The following is an 18,084-nucleotide window of genomic DNA, read 5'->3' as shown; positions in this document are numbered from 1 at the left end:
CGATCCGCACGCAACCATCGACGAGCAGGACCATGATCAAGATCAAGCTTACCGCCAAAGGCAAGAAGGGCGTCGATTTCAACGCCTATGTCGACAGCTATTTCAGTGATTTCACGCCGTCGGGCTGGCCATATTTCCTTGGCGGCGACAGCACCTATGACGGCAGCCAGATCCTCTTCCTCGATGATATCGCCGGCAAGCCGTCGAAGACCAAGGCGATGGTGCTCGATGGCAAGGATTTCTTCTACTACTTCACCGATCACACGCTGAGCGGGACGCTGAAGTCGGTCAGCCTCTCGACGCTCGGCCGCAGCTACGACTCCAAGTCGAAGTCCTTCTCCACCAACAAGAAGGGCGAGATCACCAAGACGGCGACCAAGGTCGAGATTTCCGGCCTCGACATTTCGAATGCCAAGGGCGTCGCGGGAGAACTCCACGATGTCGTCTATGCGCTGATGGGCGGGCCGCATGACAGCGGCGGTACCTCCGATCCCTCGCTGCTGCTCGATGTGATCAACGGCCAGGGGCACAAGGTCAAGGGATCGAAGGGCGGCGATACCTATGTCGGCACCGCGTTCAATGACAAGATCAAGGGCAAGGACGGCAACGACAAGCTCGATGGCGCCGGCGGCAACGACAACGTCAATGGCGGGGCCGGCAACGACACCCTGCGCGGTGGCCTCGGCGCCGACGTGCTGAAGGGCGCCAGGGGCAAGGACGCCTTCGTCTTCGATACCGCGCTTTCGGCCGGCAACGTCGACACGATCAAGGACTTCAAGGCGAAGGACGACACGATCTGGGTGTCGCAGACGATCTTCTCCGATCTCGACAAGGGCGGGTTGGCGAAATCCGCCTTCGTCGTCGGCACGTCGGCCAAGGATGCGAGCGACCGCATCATCTACGACGACAAGTCGGGAGCGCTCTCTTACGACGCGGACGGCAACCAGTCCGCCTTCGCCGCCGTGCAGTTCGCCAAGGTCGGCAAGAAGATCGACGTCGATGCCGACGACTTCCTCGTGATCTGACGGAACATGGGAGCAGAACCAATGGTCACTGACACGCTCGAACGGCCCGATCTCCGCGCCCTGCGCCTGCGGGAAGCGACGCATAGCGCCCATGAGGAACTCGACCAGAGCCTCATGCGCCGACGGCCCTTCCTCGACCGCGACCGCTACGGCCGTTTCGTCGAGATGCAGTATCGATTCTTCTCAGCGGTCGAGCCGTTCTACCGCGACGCGACGCTGGGTCGGCTGGTGCCCGATCTCGGGGCGCGATCGCGTCTCGAGGCGACGGCCCGCGATCTCGCCGATCTCGGCCTTCCGGTTCCGGAACCCATGGAGACGCCGGCGGACCTTCGTGGCGGCATCGGCTGGCTCTACGTCGCCGAAGGGTCGACGCTCGGCGCCGCCTTCCTGCTCAAGGCAGTCCAGAAGATCGGCCTCGACGCGTCATTCGGCGCCCGCCACATGGCGCCGGCGCCAGGCGGTCGCGGCCTGCACTGGCGCACCTTCACCGAGGCGATCAACACCGCCGAACTGTCGGAAGAAGAGGACGCGCTCGCGGTCGAAGGGGCAAAGGCGGCCTTCGCCCATGTCCGCGACCTTGCCGACACGGCGTTTGCTTCGGCCGGGTAGGCCAGCCGGCATCTTCCGAGTGAGGTCAGGCACGGCGTGTCGTCATCGGCGCGCCGTGCCGAGGGCTGTCTCGCCTCGCGCGGCGGCGGTGTTTTCCCGGTCGTCCTGCCGTTTCGGTGCCGATCCCCGGCGATAGTCTCCGTCGTGGCGCCCCCTGACGCGAGATGCGGATTGCCTCGGGGCACCACAATTGGCTAAACCCCAAGGCCGGTCGCACCCGGCCCGTCGCGGCAACCGCAGGGCGCCGGGCCGCGCGGGGCCGGCGCCGTCGCAAGGGGGAGAAGCATGACCGCATCGCCGCATGTCTGGATCGGCACAAGCTGGAAGATGAACAAGACGCTGGCCGAGGCCCGCGCCTTCGCCGAAGGACTGAAGGCCGCCGATGCCGGCCGCGATCCCCGCATCCAGCGCTTCGTCATCCCGCCCTTCACGGCAGTGCGCGAAGTGAAGGCGATGCTGGCCGACACCTCGGTCAAGGTCGGCGCCCAGAACATGCACTGGGCCGACGAGGGAGCATGGACCGGCGAGGTCTCGCCGGTGATGCTCCGGGACTGCAGTCTCGACATCGTCGAACTCGGCCATTCCGAGCGGCGCGAATTCTTCGGCGAGACCGACGAGACCGTCGGTCTCAAGACCGAGGCGGCGGTGCGGCACGGGCTGATCCCGCTGATCTGCATCGGCGAGACGCTGGCCCAGCGCGAGGGCGGCCACGCGCGGGCAGTGCTGGAAACCCAGGTTCGCGCCGCGCTCGGCAAGCTCGACGGCAGCCAGAAGGCGGCGCCGGTGCTCCTCGCCTACGAGCCGGTCTGGGCGATCGGCGTCAACGGCATCCCGGCGACCTCTGACTACGCGGACGCTCGTCAGGCCGAGATCATTGCGGTTGCCAAAGACGTGCTTGGCCGCGCCGTCCCCTGCCTCTATGGCGGGTCGGTCAATCCCGGCAATTGCGAAGAACTCATCGCCTGCCCCCATATCGATGGTCTATTCATCGGACGCTCGGCCTGGAACGTCGAGGGGTATCTCGACATCCTGACGCGCTGCGCCGCCAAACTGTGAAGGAGAGGAACATGAAACTCGCGATCGCCGGAGACAGTGCGGGCGAAGGCCTGGCACGGACCTTGGCCGACTACCTGAGGGACCGCCACGAGGTGTCCGAGATTTCCCACACCGAGTCGGGGCCGGACGACTTCTATGCCGACCTGTCGGACCGCGTCGCCTCCGAAGTTCTCAAGGGAACCTACGACCGGGCGATCCTGGTCTGCGGCACCGGCATCGGTGTCTGCATCTCGGCCAACAAGGTGCCGGGCATCCGCGCGGCGCTGACCCACGACACCTATTCGGCGACCCGCGCCGCCCTGTCGAACAACGCCCAGATCATCACCATGGGCGCCCGGGTGGTCGGCGTCGAGCATGCCAAGGCGATCGCCGACGCCTATCTCGCCGAGACCTTCGACCCGAACGGCCGCTCGGCCGGCAATGTCGCAGCGATCGACAAGGTCGACGCCAAATATACGCCGGCCTGACCGGGCGCGACGTCCTGGCCCTTGGCCGAGCGAGAGGAGCACCGCGTGGATCAGACCCAGAAACTCATCAATGACGGCAATGCCGCCGTCGACGAAATGCTGACCGGCATCATCGCCGCGCATCCGAACCATCTTTGGCGACCCGACAATGCGCCGCGCGCCGTCGTCGCCAGACACGGGCCGCGCGAGGGCAAGGTCGGCCTCGTCATTGGCGGCGGCTCGGGCCACGAGCCGACCTTCCTCGGCTTCGTCGGCAAGGGGCTGGCCGATGCGGCAGCCGTCGGCAACGTCTTTGCCTCGCCGCCGCCGCAGCCGGTGGTCGATGCGGCGCTGGCCGCCAATGGCGGCGCCGGGATCCTCTTCATGTATGGCAACTATGCCGGCGACGTGATGAATTTCGACATGGCGGCCGAGATGCTGGAGATGGAAAGCATCGAGGCCCGCACGGTGGTGACCACCGACGACATCGCCTCGGCGCCCCGCGATGCCCGCGAGAAACGCCGCGGCGTCGCTGGCAATGTCTTCATCTTCAAGGCGGCGGGTGCCGCAGCGGACATGATGATGTCGCTCGACGAGGTGGAGCGGATCGCTCGGCACGCCAACGACCGCACATACACCATGGGGGTGGCGCTGTCGGCCTGCTCGCTGCCGCAGACCCGCCGTCCCAACTTCGAGCTGCCGGTCGGCGAGATGGAGATCGGCATGGGCATCCATGGCGAGCCCGGCGTCCGGCGCGGGCCGCTGCAGAGCGCCAACGCCGTCACCGACGAGATCGTCGATGCGATCCTCGGCGAGATGAACGCCAAGGCCGGGGACAGCGTCGCCGTGCTGGTCAACTCGCTCGGCTCGACGCCGCTGATGGAGCTCTACATCATGCACGCCCGCGTCGCCGAACGCCTGGCGGCGGCGGATATCAGGATCCATTCGGCGCTGGTCGGTCCGTATTGCACGTCGATGGAGATGGCGGGGGCTTCGATCTCGGTCATGCATCTCGACGACGAATTGACGACGATGCTCGATCATCCCTGCGATTGCGCCATGTTCCGGGTGGGCTGACGATGGATTTCACCACCAGCGACCTGCAGGCCCTGCTGACCGACCTGGCCGATTTGATGCGCGCCGAGCGCGATCACCTCTGCGCCCTCGACGGGGCGATCGGCGACGCCGACCACGGCATCGCGATGGAGCAGGGCATGGTCGCGGCCGCCGCCGCGGCGCGCGAGGTCACGGACGGCACGCTTCAGGACATCTTCAACGCGGCGGCGAAGGGGTTCCTCAATGCGGTCGGCGCGTCGTCGGGCCCGCTCTACGCCACCGCCTTCATGCGGGCGGGCAAGGCGCTCGGACCGGAGAAATCCGTGCCGCGCGACAGCCTGCGCCAGGTGATCGTCGCCATGGCCGAGGGCATCGCCCATCGCGGCAAGGCGGAGGCCGGCCAGAAGACGATGCTCGACGCCTGGCTGCCGGCCGCCGAGGCGGCTTCGGCCGGCGCCGATCCGTCGGCCATCGCCGCGGCGGCCACGGAGGGCGCGGAAGCCACCAGCGGCATGGTCGCGGCCCTCGGCCGGGCGGCGCGGCTCGGCGACCGGAGCCTCGGCCATCCGGATCCGGGCGCGGTTTCGGCCGCGATGATCGTCGGGGTGATCTGCAAGGCGCTCGCCGCCAGCTAGCGGCGGACGAGCAGGCCGGAGGCTAGCCCCACTTGGCCAGCGACGCCGCCAGTTCGGCATGGGTCCGGGCATAGGTGGCAAGGTCGATATCCCGCTCCGCCGCCTCCCAGGCCTGGCGGATCGCCGTCACGCCTGCCCCGGCGCCCATCGGGTGGCCGTGGATGCCGCCGCCGCCGAGATACATCAGGTCGAGGGTCCGTCCGGTCCGCTGGTAGGTCTCCACCGCCTGGCCGCCCCACTGGCCGGAGCAGACCACCGGCAGCGGCCGGTCGGCGTCGGAAAAGAGCGGCGTCGCCAGGTCGTGGAACGAGCGGACGAAGCTCTCGTCGGGTTCCCAGTATTTGGCGCGAATGCCGTTGATCTGGAACTGGTCGACGCCGAGCAGGCGCCAGATTTTCTGGTAGGCCTTGAACTCCATGCCCAGCCCGGGATGCCGGGTCAGGATGTCCCAGCCGTTGCGGTGGGCGTGCAGGCAGAGCGCCGAGCGCTTGCGCAGGAAGGTCATGCCGCCATAGCCGACCGAGTTGATGTTGACCACGGCTGCGTTGCCGCCTGCCGCGACGACCATGTCGTGGTTGCGCATCATCACGTCGGGATCGGCCGAGGAGATACCGAAGGCGTACATCACCGTCTTGCCGGTCTTCTGCCGGTGGTCGTCGATGACCGGCATGATCGCCTTGATCCGGTCCTCGATCGGCGAGTAGCCGGGGCTCATCAGCTTCTCGTCGTCCTTGATGAAATCGACGCCTGCCTCGCAGAGCTGGCGCACCACGGCGGCGGTCTCCTCAGGCAGCAGGCCGAGCGACGGCTTGATGATCGAGGCGATCATCGGGCCGCTGGCGACGCCCATCAGGCGGCGCGAGCCGGCGATGCCGAATTGCGGGCCGGGATGGCAGGACCATGCCGGCGGCAGGTCGATATCCATGACGCGGATGCCGGTGACGCCGCGCACCGCGAAGACGCCGTTGATCATGATGGTCATCAGCGCCGCGATGTCGGTGCCGACCGCTTCGAGCGGGAAGGCGACCACCGCGTCGGCGCGATGATAGGGCCCGCGCCCGTCGGGATCGGGGAGCGACGGGGTGGCGATCGGCTCGAGCAATGTCAGGCTCTCGACCCGCGCCGCGCAGCGGGCGCGGACGGCTTCGGTCTCGCCGGGGAGTTCGGTGAAGGTGCCGGTCGACTGGTCGGCCGCGATCTTCGCGGCGATCGCCTCCGGATCCCCGCTTGTCTCGATGCGATAGGTGACCCGGATCATCTCGCCCGCCATGACTCGCCCCTTCTTCTGCGGCTTGCACCGGCACGCGTGGTACCGCCGACTCCGCTCGATCCTACCGCGCCTGGCGAACCGGACGCGACCGAAAGGGCGATGAAGGAGTCCGGTGGGCGCTGCGTGCCGCTAGAAGCGCTTGGCCCAGCCGGTGGTCAGCGTTTCCTCGAGCCGCAGGGCGCTGTTGCGCCACGACCGGGAGGCGCCGTCGATCGCCCGGACATGGCGGTCGAAGGCATCGTCGAGCGCGGCGCGCTTCTCGACATCGTTGAAGAAGATGGCGAAGGCCAGCCGGCTGCCGGATTCCGTGTTGATGTAGCCGGCGAGCCCCCGGGCATAGGACATCGTGCCGGTCTTGACCCGGGCCCATCCATTGACGCCCTTCCACTGAATCTGTTTCAGCAACTCGTTGAAGTCGGCGCCGCCCATCAACTCGCTGGATTCCTCGAGCATCGTGACGATCTGGCGCGGCGTCGTCCGCGACCGCGACGACAGGCCGGAATGGTTCTCCACCGCGAAGCCGGTCCAGTCGGCCTCGGGTCGGCGCAGTTTCCACCAGGCCCCCAGCGCGGTGGCCGAGTCCTTCAGCGTCAGTCGCCGGCCGGTCAGGCGCTGGCTTGCGGCCAGGCCAATCAGTTCCGCCGACAGGTTGTTGGAATAATGGAGCACGCCGCTGGCGATTTCGCCGAGCGGGATGCTGTCGTGGTTGACCAGCGCGCGGGCACCCTCGGGTGTGACGCCGGGCGTCGGATCGGGCAGGTCGACGCCTTCCTCGGCGGCAAGCGCCCTGAATACCTCGGCCGTAACCAGCGACGGGTCGCCGACCGGTAGCCAGTCCTCGCCGGTTTCCGGCAGCGACGGCGCCAGCAGCCAGCGATCCTCGGACGGTGTTCCTGCGCGCACGAAAGGCCCCGGCGGCTCTTCCGCGGCGAAGGCGATGGCGACGCCGTCGAGCGGCAACGCCCGGCTCTCGCTGATCGCGGCGGCGAAGGCCGAGGAGGGATCACGGCCCCTGTTCCAGTTGAGCCGCACCCGGTTGAAGTTGACGGAGAGCGCGCTGACTCCGGTGTTGTAGCCGGCCGCCTCGGGCTGCATGTCGTTGATTTGCGGCACCTCGATCAGCGCGCTGGCGTCGTAATGGAAACTGCCCTCGACCTTCTTGATGCCGCTGGCGGCCAGCGCCTTGGCCATCGTCTGAAGGTCGTCGCTGCTGAGAAAGGGGTCACCGCCGCCGCGCAAGGTCAGCGAGCCGGACAGCACGCCGTCCGTGATCTCGCCGTCGGCCAGCACCGTGGTGGCGAAGCGGTAGTCGCTGCCGAGGATCTCCAGTCCGGCGGCGACGGCCGGGATCTTCGCCACTGAGGCCGGGATGAAGGGCCGGTCCGCGTTATGCTCGGCGACGACCCGGTTGTCGGCGAGGTCGATGACGAAGTAGCCGACATCGTCGGGGGCGAATTTCGACGCCTTGACCAGTGCCACGTCGGCCTGGGTCGAGTCGACATTGACCGCATCCTCTGCCACGGCCGGGCCGGTGACGAAGAAAAGAGCCGTGACGAGCGCCACCGCGCACTGTTTCAGCCACCTGCGCTCCATGGCCCGGCTGGCGGAAACCGGGGCGGTCATCCCGGCGATGAGGCGGTTCGACTGAAACATGGGCGGGCGTAACGGTCCCATCGTTGGCTGCCGGAGTAACTGGAAGGCTCTGGCGGCGGTTCAAGGTGGCGGGCGAATGCGAATCCCAAGGCTCAGACACCAACAATGCGCGTTTTGTTTGTCAGCGTGAATACGGCCTCCGCAACCGACGGGCCGTATGCTTACCGCCCGATTGACCGTCGCCGGCGAAGGCCCGGCGTCCCTGCCGTGATCTCGGCCACCGAATCGCGACGCCGTGTCCGGCTGCTTGTCACAACGGCTATGATACTATGATACCAACCCCGCTCACGGGAACCTGTCGCGATTCTGGGTGCGCAGGCGGACAAAAAGACAGACGAATTCGGAGGAAAACGGATCCATGACCAAACGCAAGCTGCGCTCGGAAGCCTGGTTCGGCGGCACCGGCATGAACGCGATGATGCATCGCAGTTGGATGAAGAACGAAGGTTTGCCGGCCGATTCCTTCGACGGACGCCCGGTCATCGGCATCTGCAACACCTGGTCCGAGCTGACGCCGTGTAACGCGCATTTCCGCCAGATCGCCGAAAAAGTCCGGCGCGGGGTGCTCGAAGCCGGCGGCTTGCCGATGGAATTTCCGGTGATGTCGCTGGGCGAATCCAACCTGCGGCCGACCGCCATGCTGTTCCGCAACCTCGTCAGCATGGATGTCGAAGAATCGATTCGTGGCAATCCGATCGACGGCGTCGTGCTGCTGGTCGGCTGCGACAAGACCACGCCGGCGCTGCTGATGGGCGCGGCGAGCTGCGACCTGCCGACCATCGCCGTCTCTGGTGGGCCGATGCTCAACGGTCGCTTCCGTGGCGAGGAGGTCGGCTCCGGCACGCATCTCTGGCGGTTCAGCGAAGACGTCAAGGCCGGCAAGATGAGCGTCGAGGACTTCATGGATGCGGAAGCCTGCATGGCCCGCTCGGCCGGCCATTGCATGACCATGGGCACCGCCTCGACGATGGCCAGCATGGTCGAGAGCCTCGGCATGGGCATGCCCGGCAACGCCGCGATCCCGGCCGTCGATTCGCGCCGCAACGTGCTTGCCCAGCTCGCCGGGCGGCGCATCGTCGACATGGTCCACGAAGACCTCGTGATGTCGAAGATCCTCACCCGCAAAGCCTTCGAGAACGCCATCCGCACCAATGCGGCGGTCGGCGGCTCGACCAACGCCGTCATCCATCTCCTGGCGATCGCCGGCCGGATGGGCATCCCGCTTGAGCTTGACGACTGGGACCGCTTCGGCCGCGACGTGCCGACCATTGTTGACCTGATGCCGTCAGGCCGCTTCCTGATGGAGGATTTCTATTATGCCGGCGGGTTGCCGGTGGTTCTGCGGGCGCTGGACGAGGCGGGGCTGCTCAACAGCGACGCCCTGACGGTCAACGGCCGGACGATCGGCGAGAACAATGCGACCGCCGAGAACTACAACAAGGAGGTCATCCGCCCGCTCGACAATCCGCTGACCGAGGACGGCGGTGTGATGATCCTGCGTGGCAACCTCGTCCCCGGTGGCGCGGTGATCAAGCCGTCGGCGGCGACCCCGGCGCTGATGCAGCATACCGGCCGGGCGGTGGTTTTCGAGAATATCGAGCAGTACCACGATACCATTAACGACCCCGATCTCGACATCGACGAGACCTGCATCATGGTGCTCAAGAATTGCGGGCCGCGTGGCTATCCGGGCATGGCCGAGGTCGGCAACATGGGCCTGCCGCCAAAGATCCTGAAGAAGGGGATCACCGACATGGTGCGGATCTCCGACGCGCGGATGAGCGGCACCGCCTATGGCACCGTCGTCCTGCATTCGACGCCGGAAGCGGCGCTCGGCGGGCCGTTGGCGATCATCCGGAACGGCGACATGATCACGCTCGACGCGCCGAATCGCAGCCTGACGGTCGACCTGACCGACGCGGAGATCGCCGAGCGGATGCGCGACTGGACGCCGCCGGAGCCGCCGATGACAGGTGGCTACCAGAAGCTCTATTTCGACCATGTGCTCGGGGCCGACAAGGGCTGCGACCTCGACTTCCTGCCCGGCACGCGCGGCGCCGACATTCCGCGTCATTCGCACTGACAAGACGGGGTGGCGCGGGCATTCCGCCGCGCCGCCTCCTCAATTGTCCGGGGCGATTGACCGGTAGAGTTCCGCATAGCGGGCGGCGCTGGCCGTCCATGAGACGTCGGCCTTCATGCCGTTCTTCTGGAGGCGCTGCCAGAGCGGCCGGTCGGCATAGAAGTCGAGCGCCTTGATCAGCGCGCCCTTGAGCGCTTCCGCCTCGACCGGCAGGAACTGGATGCCGGTGGCGACGCCGGCATCGACGGCCGCGATGTTGGCGTTGATGACCGTGTCGGCCAGTCCGCCGACCCGGGCGACGATCGGCACGCAGCCGTAGCGAAGCCCGTAGAACTGGGTCAGCCCGCAGGGCTCGAAGCGCGACGGAATGACGATCGCATCGGCGCCGCCCTGGAGGAGATGCGACAGCGGCTCGCTGTACCCGGTGACGATGCCGACCCGGCCGGGATGGCGGGCAGCGGCGGCGCGCAGCATCGCCTCTATGCCGGCGTCGCCCGAGCCGAGCACCGCCAGCCGGCCGCCGGCAGCGACCAGCGGATCGATGCACTCGCCGAGCAGATCCATGCCCTTTTGCCAGGCAAGCCGGCTGACGACGCAGGCGATCATCCCGTCGCCGCTTTCGAGGCCGAATTCGTTCTCGACCTGCCGCTTGTTGGCGGCGCGGCCGGCCAGCCGTTGCGCCGTATAGGTGCGGGCGAGATGGGTGTCGGTCGCCGGGTTCCAGACATCGGTGTCGATGCCGTTGACGATGCCGGACAGTACCGCCTGACGGGCGCGGAGCAGCCCGTCGAGACCCATGCCGCCTTCAGGCGCCTGGATTTCCCCGGCATAGGTCGGGCTGACCGTGGTGATCGCGTCGGCGCATTGCAGGCCGGCCTTGAGGTAGCCGACACCGCCGAAATATTCGACGCCGTCGATGGTAAAGGCCTCCGCCGGCAGGCCGAGCTCGGGGAAGACGGTCGAGTCGTAGCGGCCCTGGAAGGCGATGTTGTGGATCGTCGTGACGCTCGCCGCCGCTCTGCCCTTCGCGAAGCGAAGATAGGCCGGGGCCAGCCCGGCCTGCCAGTCGTGGCAATGGACGACATCGGGGACGAAGGCGTCGAGCGATCCGGCGCCGATATCGGCGGCGCCGCGGGCGAGCGCGGCGAAGCGCTTCCAGTTGTCGAGCCAGTCGACGCCGTTGTCGTCGACATAGGGATTGCCCGGCCGGTCGAAGAGCTTCGGCGCGTCGAGGACGATGAGCTCCAGCTCGCCGCCGGTCGCCGTCACCAGGCGGGCCGATCCGCCGAACAGGTTGCGGTAGCGCTTGACCACCGTCGCGCCGTCGAGCGCCGCCATCACCGCCGGGTAGCCGGGCAGCATCACCCGCATCTCGACGCCGTGTCCGCTCAAAGCCCCGGGCAGGGCGCCGACGACATCGGCAAGGCCCCCGGTCTTGACCAGCGGAAACGCTTCGGAGGCGACGGATAGGACGCGGATCATGTGGCGGCGAGCTTGTCGATCATCGCCTGGGTGATCAGGCAGACGCCGTCGTCGGTCCGCCGGAAGCGTTTCGCGTCGAGCTCCGGATCCTCGCCGACGACCAGTCCGTCGGGAATGCGGACGCCCCGGTCGATCACCACCTTCTTGAGCTTGGCGGAGCGACCGACATTGACATAGGGCAAGATCACCGCCCGGTCGGCCGCCGCGTAGGAGTTGATCCGGACGCCGGTGAAGAGCAGCGAGCGGCGAACCGAGCCGCCCGACACGATGCAGTCGCCGGCGATCAGGGAATTGACCGCCATGCCGCGGCGGTCCTCCTTGTCATGGACGAACTTGGCCGGCGCGGTCAGCTCGGCATAGGTCCAGATCGGCCAGGACCGGTCGTAGATGTCGAGCGCCGGCACGATGTCGGTGAGGTCGATATTTGCCCGCCAATAGGCGTCGATGGTGCCGACATCGCGCCAATAGGCTTCGGTCTCGCGCGCCGAGCGGACGCAGGAGGCGGTGAAGCGGTGGGCAACGGCCTTACCGTTGGCGACCATCCAGGGAATGATGTCCTTGCCGAAGTCGCGGCTCGATCCCGGCTCGGCGGCGTCGCGTCGCAACTGGTCGAACAGCACGCTCGTCTCGAAGACATAGATGCCCATCGACGCCAGCGCGATCTCCGGCTTGTCGGGGATACCGGGCGGGTCGGCGGGCTTTTCGAGGAAGGAGAGAACGTTGTCCTTCCCGTCGACATGCATGACGCCGAAGCCGGTCGCCTCCATGCGCGGCACCTCGAGGCAGCCGATGGTGACATCGGCGCCGGACTCGACGTGCTGCTGCAGCATCAGCTCGTAGTCCATCTTGTAGATGTGGTCGCCGGCCAGCACGACGATGTGCTTCGGCGCGTAGCTGGCGATGATGTCGATATTCTGGAAGATCGCGTCGGCGGTGCCGGCGTACCAGTGGCTCTCGGAAACCCGCTGGCTGGCCGGCAGGACGTCGAAGCTTTCGTTGCGCTCCGGCCGCAGGAAACTCCAGCCGCGCTGGAGGTGACGGATCAGGCTATGGGCGTTGTATTGGGTGGCGACGGCGATGCGGCGGATGCCGGAATTCAACGCGTTGGAGAGGGCGAAGTCGATGATCCGGGTCTTGCCGCCAAAAAACACCGCCGGCTTGGCGCGCTTGTCGGTCAGTTCGAGCAGCCGGCTTCCCCGGCCGCCGGCCAACACATAGGCCATCGCGTCGCGCGCCAAAGGCGCATGCCCGTTCCTCTCCGCCATCGTTCCCTCCCGTTTCTTGCCCATACGATACGCGAGGAAATGACGGGCCGTCGATGCTTGTTATGATCGGCTTCCTGCGAAGTGGGATGAGTGCCGGATGAAACGTCCTGAATTCCTTGTCGATTTCAGCGAAGCCGTTGCCGCGACGCCGCGCGAAGGCCTGCCGGACTCGCCATCCTTCCAGCGCAACCACCGCCCCATTCTCGATGTCCTGAACCCGTGGCTGGCTGGTCGGGCGGGCGACGTCGTGGAGATCGGCAGCGGCACCGGGCAGCATCTGGTTGCCTTTGCCGAAGCCCTGCCGGGGCTGACGTGGTGGCCGAGCGACCCGAGCGCCGAGCATGTCGCGATCATCGCGCGGCGGCGCAGCGCCGGCGCCCCGGTCAATGTCATGCCGCCGGTCCTGCTCGACGCGGCCGGGGACGACTGGCAGTTCGGAACCGGGGGCCGCCCGCCGGCGGCGGGCCTTGCCGCGATGCTGTGCATCAACGTCCTGCACATCGCGCCATGGCCGGTGACCGGCGGGCTGATGCGTGGCGCGTCCCGGCATCTGGCGCCGGACGGCTGCCTCTTTGTCTACGGCCCCTTCAAGCGCGACGGCGTCCACACCTCTCCCGGCAACGCCGCCTTCGACGAGTCCCTCAGGGCGCGGAACCCCGACTGGGGCGTCCGCGATGTCGCCGAGGTTGAAGCAGAGGCAAACCGCGCTGGCCTCCAGCTTGCCGAAACCCGGTCGATGCCGGCCAACAACCTGACGCTGGTCTTCCAGGCCAGGGCCTGAGCCGTGGCGGACAGGGGCCGGCAATCGTGGTAGGCGGATCGGCAAGCCGTCTGCGCCGTCGCCGGAGTGCACCGATGCCGAGATCGTCGATCCTCATTGCCCTTGTTTCCGTCGCGACTATGGGCGTTTCCGCACCGTCCTTCGCGCAGGAGATCACCGACTGCGACCGGCTGGCGGCGGGACCGGCCGACGGCGACAGGATCGCCGAGGGCGTCGAGCAGCCGGACATGGATGTCGAGGCGGCCCAGGCCGCCTGCCTTGCCGCGGTCGCGGCGGACCCGCAGAATCCACGGCTCCTCTTCCAGCTCGGCCGCGCCTATGACGCGGCGGGCGAGGAGGCGCTGGCGATCGACTGGTATCGCAAGGCCGCCGCGCTCGACTATCCGGCCGCCTTCACCAACATCGGCTACCAGTATGAATATGGCTTCGGCGTTCCGCTCGATCTCGTAGAGGCGGCGCGCTGGTATCGGCAGGCGGCCGATCTCGGCGATCCGACCGGCACGGCCAATCTCGGCAGCTTCCACGAGTTCGGCAAGGGCGTCGACCGCGACCTGCAGGAAGCCGCGCGGCTCTACCGCATCGCCGCCGATGCCGGCGAGGCGCTGGGCCTGCACAACCTCGGCGTCTTCTATTTCTACGGCACCGTCGTCGACCAGGATTACGGCGAGGCGCGCCGCCTGTTCGAGGCTGCCGCCGCGCTTGGTCGGGCCGACGCGATGAGCAAGCTCGGCTACATCTACGACGAGGCGCTCGGCGTTGAGGAGGACAACGTCAAGGCGGCCGGCCTCTATCGCGCGGCGGCCGAAGGCGGCGACCGCGTCGCCATGTACAATCTCGCACTCCTCCACGAAGTGGGCGAGGGCGTCGAGGAGGACCTTGGCGAGGCGCTTGCCTGGTTCCGCAAGGCGGCCGACGCCGGTTATCGCGACGCCTATAACGCGGTCGGCCTCTACTACGCCAATGGCGACGTGGTCGACGAGGACGCTGACGAGGCGGCGCGCTGGTATCTGCTCGGCGCCGAGGCCGGCGACCCGTGGGCGATGAAGAATCTCGGCGACCTGCTGACCCTTGGCGACGGCGATGCCGCCGATCTCGCCACCGGCTTCGACTGGACCCGCAAGAGCGCCGAGGCCGGTCTCGCAGAGGCCAGGACGCGGCTCGGCGTTCTCTATCTCGAGGGGATCGGCACGGCACAGGACGATGCGGCGGCGCTTGGCTGGTTCAAGGCGGCGGCCGAGGATGCCGAACCGGTCGGCATGAACAACTACGGACTGATGCTGCAGACCGGGCGCGGTGTGGCGGCGGATCCGGCACAAGGCTTCAAGTGGATCCTCGCAGCCGCAGAAGCCGGCAACCCGGACGCGATGGCCAACGCCGGCCAGGCCTACGAGAAGGGCTTCGGCGTCGCCGTCGACATGGCCGAGGCGCGGTCATGGATGGAAAAGGCGGCCGAAGCCGGCGACGCCTTTGCCGCGGCGTGGCTGGCGGAGCACCCCGGCTGAGGGGCGGTCCGCGCTACGGTTCGGGAAGGACGCGCCACGGCTTGGGCATCAGCACCCAGTGGCCGTTGACATGGATCAGGCCGTCGAAGGCGAGGCCCAGCGTCTCGCCCTGTTCGACGAACTTGAAGCGGCCGATCGGCACGTCGCTGACGAAGAATTCCAGCACTTCCTTGTAGCCGCCGGGGAATTCGTCCAGCACTGGATCGCCGGCCTTGAGGCGGGCGGTGGTGGTGAAGGTGGTGAGCAGCTGCTTGTGCTCGGGCTTGGGGCCGATCACCGCATCGGGGGTGAACATTTCCTCGTAGTTGGCGATCAGGGCGCTGGCCAGCGGCTCGGCATAGACCGTGCGGACGTCGTCGGATGACGGCCTCAGCGACTGGGTCAGGGCGTGAAGGTCTTCGGCCGGATCGAAGAACCGCAACAGCAGCGCCCGTCCGGCGTCCGCCACCGTCGGCTCCTTCTTGATCTGGCTCTCGGCCAGCTTGTTGGCGAGATCGTACATGCGCATGTCGGGGGCCGCGCGGCATTCGGCGCGCAGCGCGCCGACCATCGTCTCGAGCCGCTCGGTCGTCACCATGTGAGCCTCGCCGGTGGCGGCATCAAGGAAACCGTAAGCCCAGAAGCCGATGGCGACCGGGGGGATCTCGCTGGACTCGCCGAGCGCCGCGGCGCATGAGGCGAGGGGATCGAAGCCATTCGCGGCCTGCGCCGCGCCGCCCGCGCCAAGGCCGATGGACAGCATCGCGATCGTCAGGGACTGGCGCATGAACATCGGCTCTTCCTTGCTTGATGGCGTCAGGTGCCAGTCAACGACGTACGGCGGACCCTGTCAAAGTCTATGTCGCCGTGGCGGACGGTTTCGTTTGACCGCGTCGTGGCGCGCGCTACCATCGTACGGGCAGGGGACTCCGGGGCCGTTTCACATCGCGGACGGATGCGCCGTATGAGAAGTCCGAATACCATCAGGACCGCGTTCATCGGCGCGATGGCTGTCGTGGTGTGCTCCGTCCTGCCTGTACATGCGCAGGTCGATGTCGATCTCGAACTGGTGCTCGCCGTCGATGTGTCCGGGTCGATGGACAGCGGCGAGGCCGAGCTTCAGCGCAACGGCTATGTCGACGCGTTTCGCCATCCCGACGTCATCCGGGCGATCGAGACCGGGCTGCATGGCCGGATCGCGGTCTCCTATGTCGAATGGGCCGGCACGCAGCACCAGGCGCTGGTCGTGCCGTGGCGCATCGTGGCGGACGCCGACAGCGCCGACGTCTTCGCCCGCGACATCAACCGCCTGCCCATCCGCCGTCATTTCGGCACGTCGATCTCCTCGGCGCTGGAATTCGCCGCCGCGCAATTCGCCCAAAGTGGCGCGCGCGGCTTCCGGCGGGCGATCGACGTTTCCGGCGACGGGCCGAACAACATGGGAGCGCCGGTCGTCGAGGCCCGCGATGCGCTGGTGCGGAAGGGCATCGCCATCAACGGCCTGCCAGTGATGATCCGCGAGGGCATTGCCGCCGGTCGCGCCCGCATCCCCAATCTCGACGTCTATTTCGAGGATTGCGTCATTGGCGGGCCGGGGGCCTTCATCGTGCCGGTCCGCGATCGCGACGGGTTCGGTCAGGCGATCAGGCGCAAGCTGGTGCTGGAGATTGCCGGCCTGCCGCCCCGGGTGATGCAGGTGGCGGAGTCCGCTGCCGGCAGTCGCATCGACTGCCTGATCGGCGAGAAGAACCGCGGCAACTGGATCCTCAATGATCCGTGACGCTCTCGGCGTCCGGCCGGGCCGGTGCGCGCTGAAGCGAGCGAATCCGTTCCGCCAGGGTCCGGGCCACCGGTCGTGATCCTTCGGCCTGACGGGGCGGTGCCTCGCCTTCGTCTTGCTCGCCCTCATCGCTCGCGCCCTTGGCGGCGGCTCCGCCATGGCCGTTTCCGCTCTCGCCATTGCCGTTGCCGTGCGGCGCAGCGGCTTCCTCGGTCGCGACCGGAGCGGGGGCAGGGGGGGGCGCCGGCTCGGCCGCCCTGGCCATGGCAACGACAGTCGAGGCGACTTCGCTGAGCTTTTCGCGGATGCGCTGGTCTTCGGTGCGCCGGGCTTCCCAGTCGGCGCCGCTCGTCTGCCGGAGTTCTTCATTCTCGGCCCGCAAGCTGGCGTGGTCGTCCTCGAGCGCGGCCAGTCGGGCGGCGAGTTCGTGCTTCTCGACCTCGAGCGCGGAGATCGCCTTGCTGACATTGTCGCCGTCGCCGCCTGCGGCGCTTGCCTCGGCGGCGCTATCGGCGGTGCGCTGGAGCGTCGCCTTGAGCGACTCGACTTCCTCGGAGCGGCGGGTCAGTTCCCGCAACCGCTCGGTCCGCTCGGCTTCGAGCTGGGCGATCTCGGCGGCGATGCTTTCGCGGCGCACCCGCTCGGCCGCCAGTTCGGCCTGCAATGCCTTGACCTCGCCGCCACGGCGCTCGAGCGTCGCCAGGCGGTCGACCCGTTCGGCCTCGAAGGCCGTGATCCGCGCCTCGAGCCCGGCCGCGCGTCGTTTTTCGGCCGTGTGGGCGGCCTGCTCTTCCGCCAGGCTAGCGGCCAGCTTGTCGCGGGCAAGCCCTGTCTGGGCCTCTGCCGCCTTGGAGGCGGCGAGCGAATCGTTGAGGTTGCCGATCGTCGTGTCGCGGGCGACCAACTCCATCTTCTGTTCTTCGGTCAGTACCTGGGCCTTGGCGAGTTCGGCTTCGAGGCCGGTAATCGCAGCCTTCTGCTCGGCCAGGCTGTTGTCACGCCTGGAAATCTCGGCGTTCGCCTCGGTGATCCGCAGTTCAGCCGCCCGCAATTCGCTGACCAGTTCGGCGCCGCGGGCCTCCAGCGCTTCGATGGTCTCTGCCTTGGCATTGCGGTCGGCTTCGAGCCGGGCGATCTCGGTCCGGCTGCGGCTGATCTCCAGCAACTGGCCGTTGGCGTTGGCTTCGAGCTGCTCGACCTTCATCTCCAGCCGCCGGGCCGAGACGGCAAAGCCGGCGCGCAACTGGTCCTTCTCGGCCTGGATCTCGGTCAGGGACAGCGGCAGGTCGCTTTCGACCCGGGCGCGGGCAAGGCGGTCGGCGCGACGCCAGATCGCCGGCGCGATGGCGAGCGCCAGCAGGCCCGCCGTCAGCAAGCCCAGCGCGAAATACATGATCGCCTGAATCAAGGGTCCTCGACTCCAACCACCGCGGTCGCCCGAGCCATGTCGCACAGCTCCCTC

At 67.7% G+C, this 18,084-nt stretch carries 16 protein-coding genes; 10 read left to right on the top strand and 6 right to left on the bottom strand.

Annotated elements, in window-relative coordinates:
* Nucleotides 1–32 precede the first annotated feature (32 nt).
* From BLT60_RS00195 to dhaL, 6 genes are all read left to right on the top strand, one after another.
* Nucleotides 33–1,025, top strand: coding sequence for a heme acquisition protein HasA (locus BLT60_RS00195; protein WP_090874210.1), 993 nt, complete (start codon nucleotides 33–35; stop codon nucleotides 1,023–1,025).
* Between the two features lie 21 nt (nucleotides 1,026–1,046).
* Nucleotides 1,047–1,634, top strand: coding sequence for a biliverdin-producing heme oxygenase (locus tag BLT60_RS00190; RefSeq protein ID WP_175478214.1), 588 nt, complete (start codon nucleotides 1,047–1,049; stop codon nucleotides 1,632–1,634).
* A gap of 285 nt (nucleotides 1,635–1,919) precedes the next feature.
* The gene (locus BLT60_RS00185) at nucleotides 1,920–2,690 is read left to right on the top strand and encodes a triose-phosphate isomerase (protein WP_090874208.1); all 771 of its coding nucleotides are present in this window, start codon (nucleotides 1,920–1,922) and stop codon (nucleotides 2,688–2,690) included.
* Between the two features lie 11 nt (nucleotides 2,691–2,701).
* Nucleotides 2,702–3,157 (top strand): D-erythrulose-4-phosphate isomerase, encoded by a 456-nt coding sequence (derI, locus tag BLT60_RS00180; protein ID WP_090874881.1) that lies wholly within the window; start codon nucleotides 2,702–2,704, stop codon nucleotides 3,155–3,157.
* A gap of 96 nt (nucleotides 3,158–3,253) precedes the next feature.
* Nucleotides 3,254–4,213, top strand: coding sequence for a dihydroxyacetone kinase subunit DhaK (locus tag BLT60_RS00175; protein ID WP_090874880.1), 960 nt, complete (start codon nucleotides 3,254–3,256; stop codon nucleotides 4,211–4,213).
* A 2-nt stretch (nucleotides 4,214–4,215) separates the two neighbouring features.
* A complete protein-coding gene (gene dhaL, locus BLT60_RS00170) occupies nucleotides 4,216–4,827 on the top strand; it encodes a dihydroxyacetone kinase subunit DhaL (protein WP_090874207.1) in 612 nt (203 codons plus the stop codon).
* 22 nt (nucleotides 4,828–4,849) lie between these two features.
* Here the strand turns inward: dhaL and oiaX are convergent, their stop codons facing one another.
* On the bottom strand, nucleotides 4,850–6,085 hold the full coding sequence (oiaX, locus tag BLT60_RS00165) for a 3-oxo-isoapionate-4-phosphate decarboxylase OiaX (protein ID WP_210185530.1): 1,236 nt from the start codon (nucleotides 6,083–6,085) through the stop codon (nucleotides 4,850–4,852).
* 141 nt (nucleotides 6,086–6,226) lie between these two features.
* Nucleotides 6,227–7,750, bottom strand: a complete 1,524-nt coding sequence (gene dacB, locus BLT60_RS00160; RefSeq protein WP_175478213.1) for a D-alanyl-D-alanine carboxypeptidase/D-alanyl-D-alanine endopeptidase — start codon at nucleotides 7,748–7,750, stop codon at nucleotides 6,227–6,229.
* A 358-nt stretch (nucleotides 7,751–8,108) separates the two neighbouring features.
* Here dacB and BLT60_RS00155 point away from each other — a divergent pair, with 358 nt between their 5' ends.
* Entirely contained in the window at nucleotides 8,109–9,833 is a 1,725-nt protein-coding gene (locus BLT60_RS00155; protein WP_090874204.1) for an IlvD/Edd family dehydratase, read from the top strand.
* Nucleotides 9,834–9,872: 39 nt separating this feature from the next.
* Here BLT60_RS00155 and glgA read toward each other — a convergent pair whose 3' ends face one another.
* Nucleotides 9,873–11,312, bottom strand: coding sequence for a glycogen synthase GlgA (glgA, locus tag BLT60_RS00150; RefSeq protein WP_210185529.1), 1,440 nt, complete (start codon nucleotides 11,310–11,312; stop codon nucleotides 9,873–9,875).
* The gene (gene glgC / locus BLT60_RS00145) at nucleotides 11,312–12,580 is read right to left on the bottom strand and encodes a glucose-1-phosphate adenylyltransferase (protein WP_090874879.1); all 1,269 of its coding nucleotides are present in this window, start codon (nucleotides 12,578–12,580) and stop codon (nucleotides 11,312–11,314) included. Before glgC ends, glgA begins: the two co-directional genes overlap by 1 nt.
* 97 nt (nucleotides 12,581–12,677) lie before the next feature.
* On the opposite strand from glgC, the gene BLT60_RS00140 reads away from it, so the two are divergent.
* Entirely contained in the window at nucleotides 12,678–13,361 is a 684-nt protein-coding gene (locus BLT60_RS00140; RefSeq protein WP_090874202.1) for a DUF938 domain-containing protein, read from the top strand.
* 74 nt (nucleotides 13,362–13,435) lie between these two features.
* Nucleotides 13,436–14,863: a tetratricopeptide repeat protein gene (locus BLT60_RS00135; RefSeq protein WP_090874201.1), complete on the top strand. Its 1,428-nt coding sequence runs from the start codon at nucleotides 13,436–13,438 to the stop codon at nucleotides 14,861–14,863.
* 13 nt (nucleotides 14,864–14,876) lie between these two features.
* Here the strand turns inward: BLT60_RS00135 and BLT60_RS00130 are convergent, their stop codons facing one another.
* A complete protein-coding gene (locus tag BLT60_RS00130) occupies nucleotides 14,877–15,629 on the bottom strand; it encodes a hypothetical protein (protein ID WP_139167718.1) in 753 nt (250 codons plus the stop codon).
* 177 nt (nucleotides 15,630–15,806) lie between these two features.
* Here BLT60_RS00130 and BLT60_RS00125 point away from each other — a divergent pair, with 177 nt between their 5' ends.
* Nucleotides 15,807–16,622, top strand: coding sequence for a DUF1194 domain-containing protein (locus BLT60_RS00125; RefSeq protein ID WP_090874199.1), 816 nt, complete (start codon nucleotides 15,807–15,809; stop codon nucleotides 16,620–16,622).
* Here the strand turns inward: BLT60_RS00125 and BLT60_RS00120 are convergent.
* The gene (locus BLT60_RS00120; RefSeq protein ID WP_090874198.1) at nucleotides 16,609–18,030 is read right to left on the bottom strand and encodes a coiled-coil domain-containing protein; all 1,422 of its coding nucleotides are present in this window, start codon (nucleotides 18,028–18,030) and stop codon (nucleotides 16,609–16,611) included. The genes BLT60_RS00125 and BLT60_RS00120 overlap by 14 nt on opposite strands.
* Between the last annotated feature and the right edge of the window lie 54 nt (nucleotides 18,031–18,084).

The sequence above is a fragment of the Bauldia litoralis genome, assembly GCF_900104485.1.
Classification (GTDB): Bacteria; Pseudomonadota; Alphaproteobacteria; order Rhizobiales; family Kaistiaceae; genus Bauldia; species Bauldia litoralis.
This window is presented reverse-complemented; position numbering and strand designations above follow the sequence as displayed.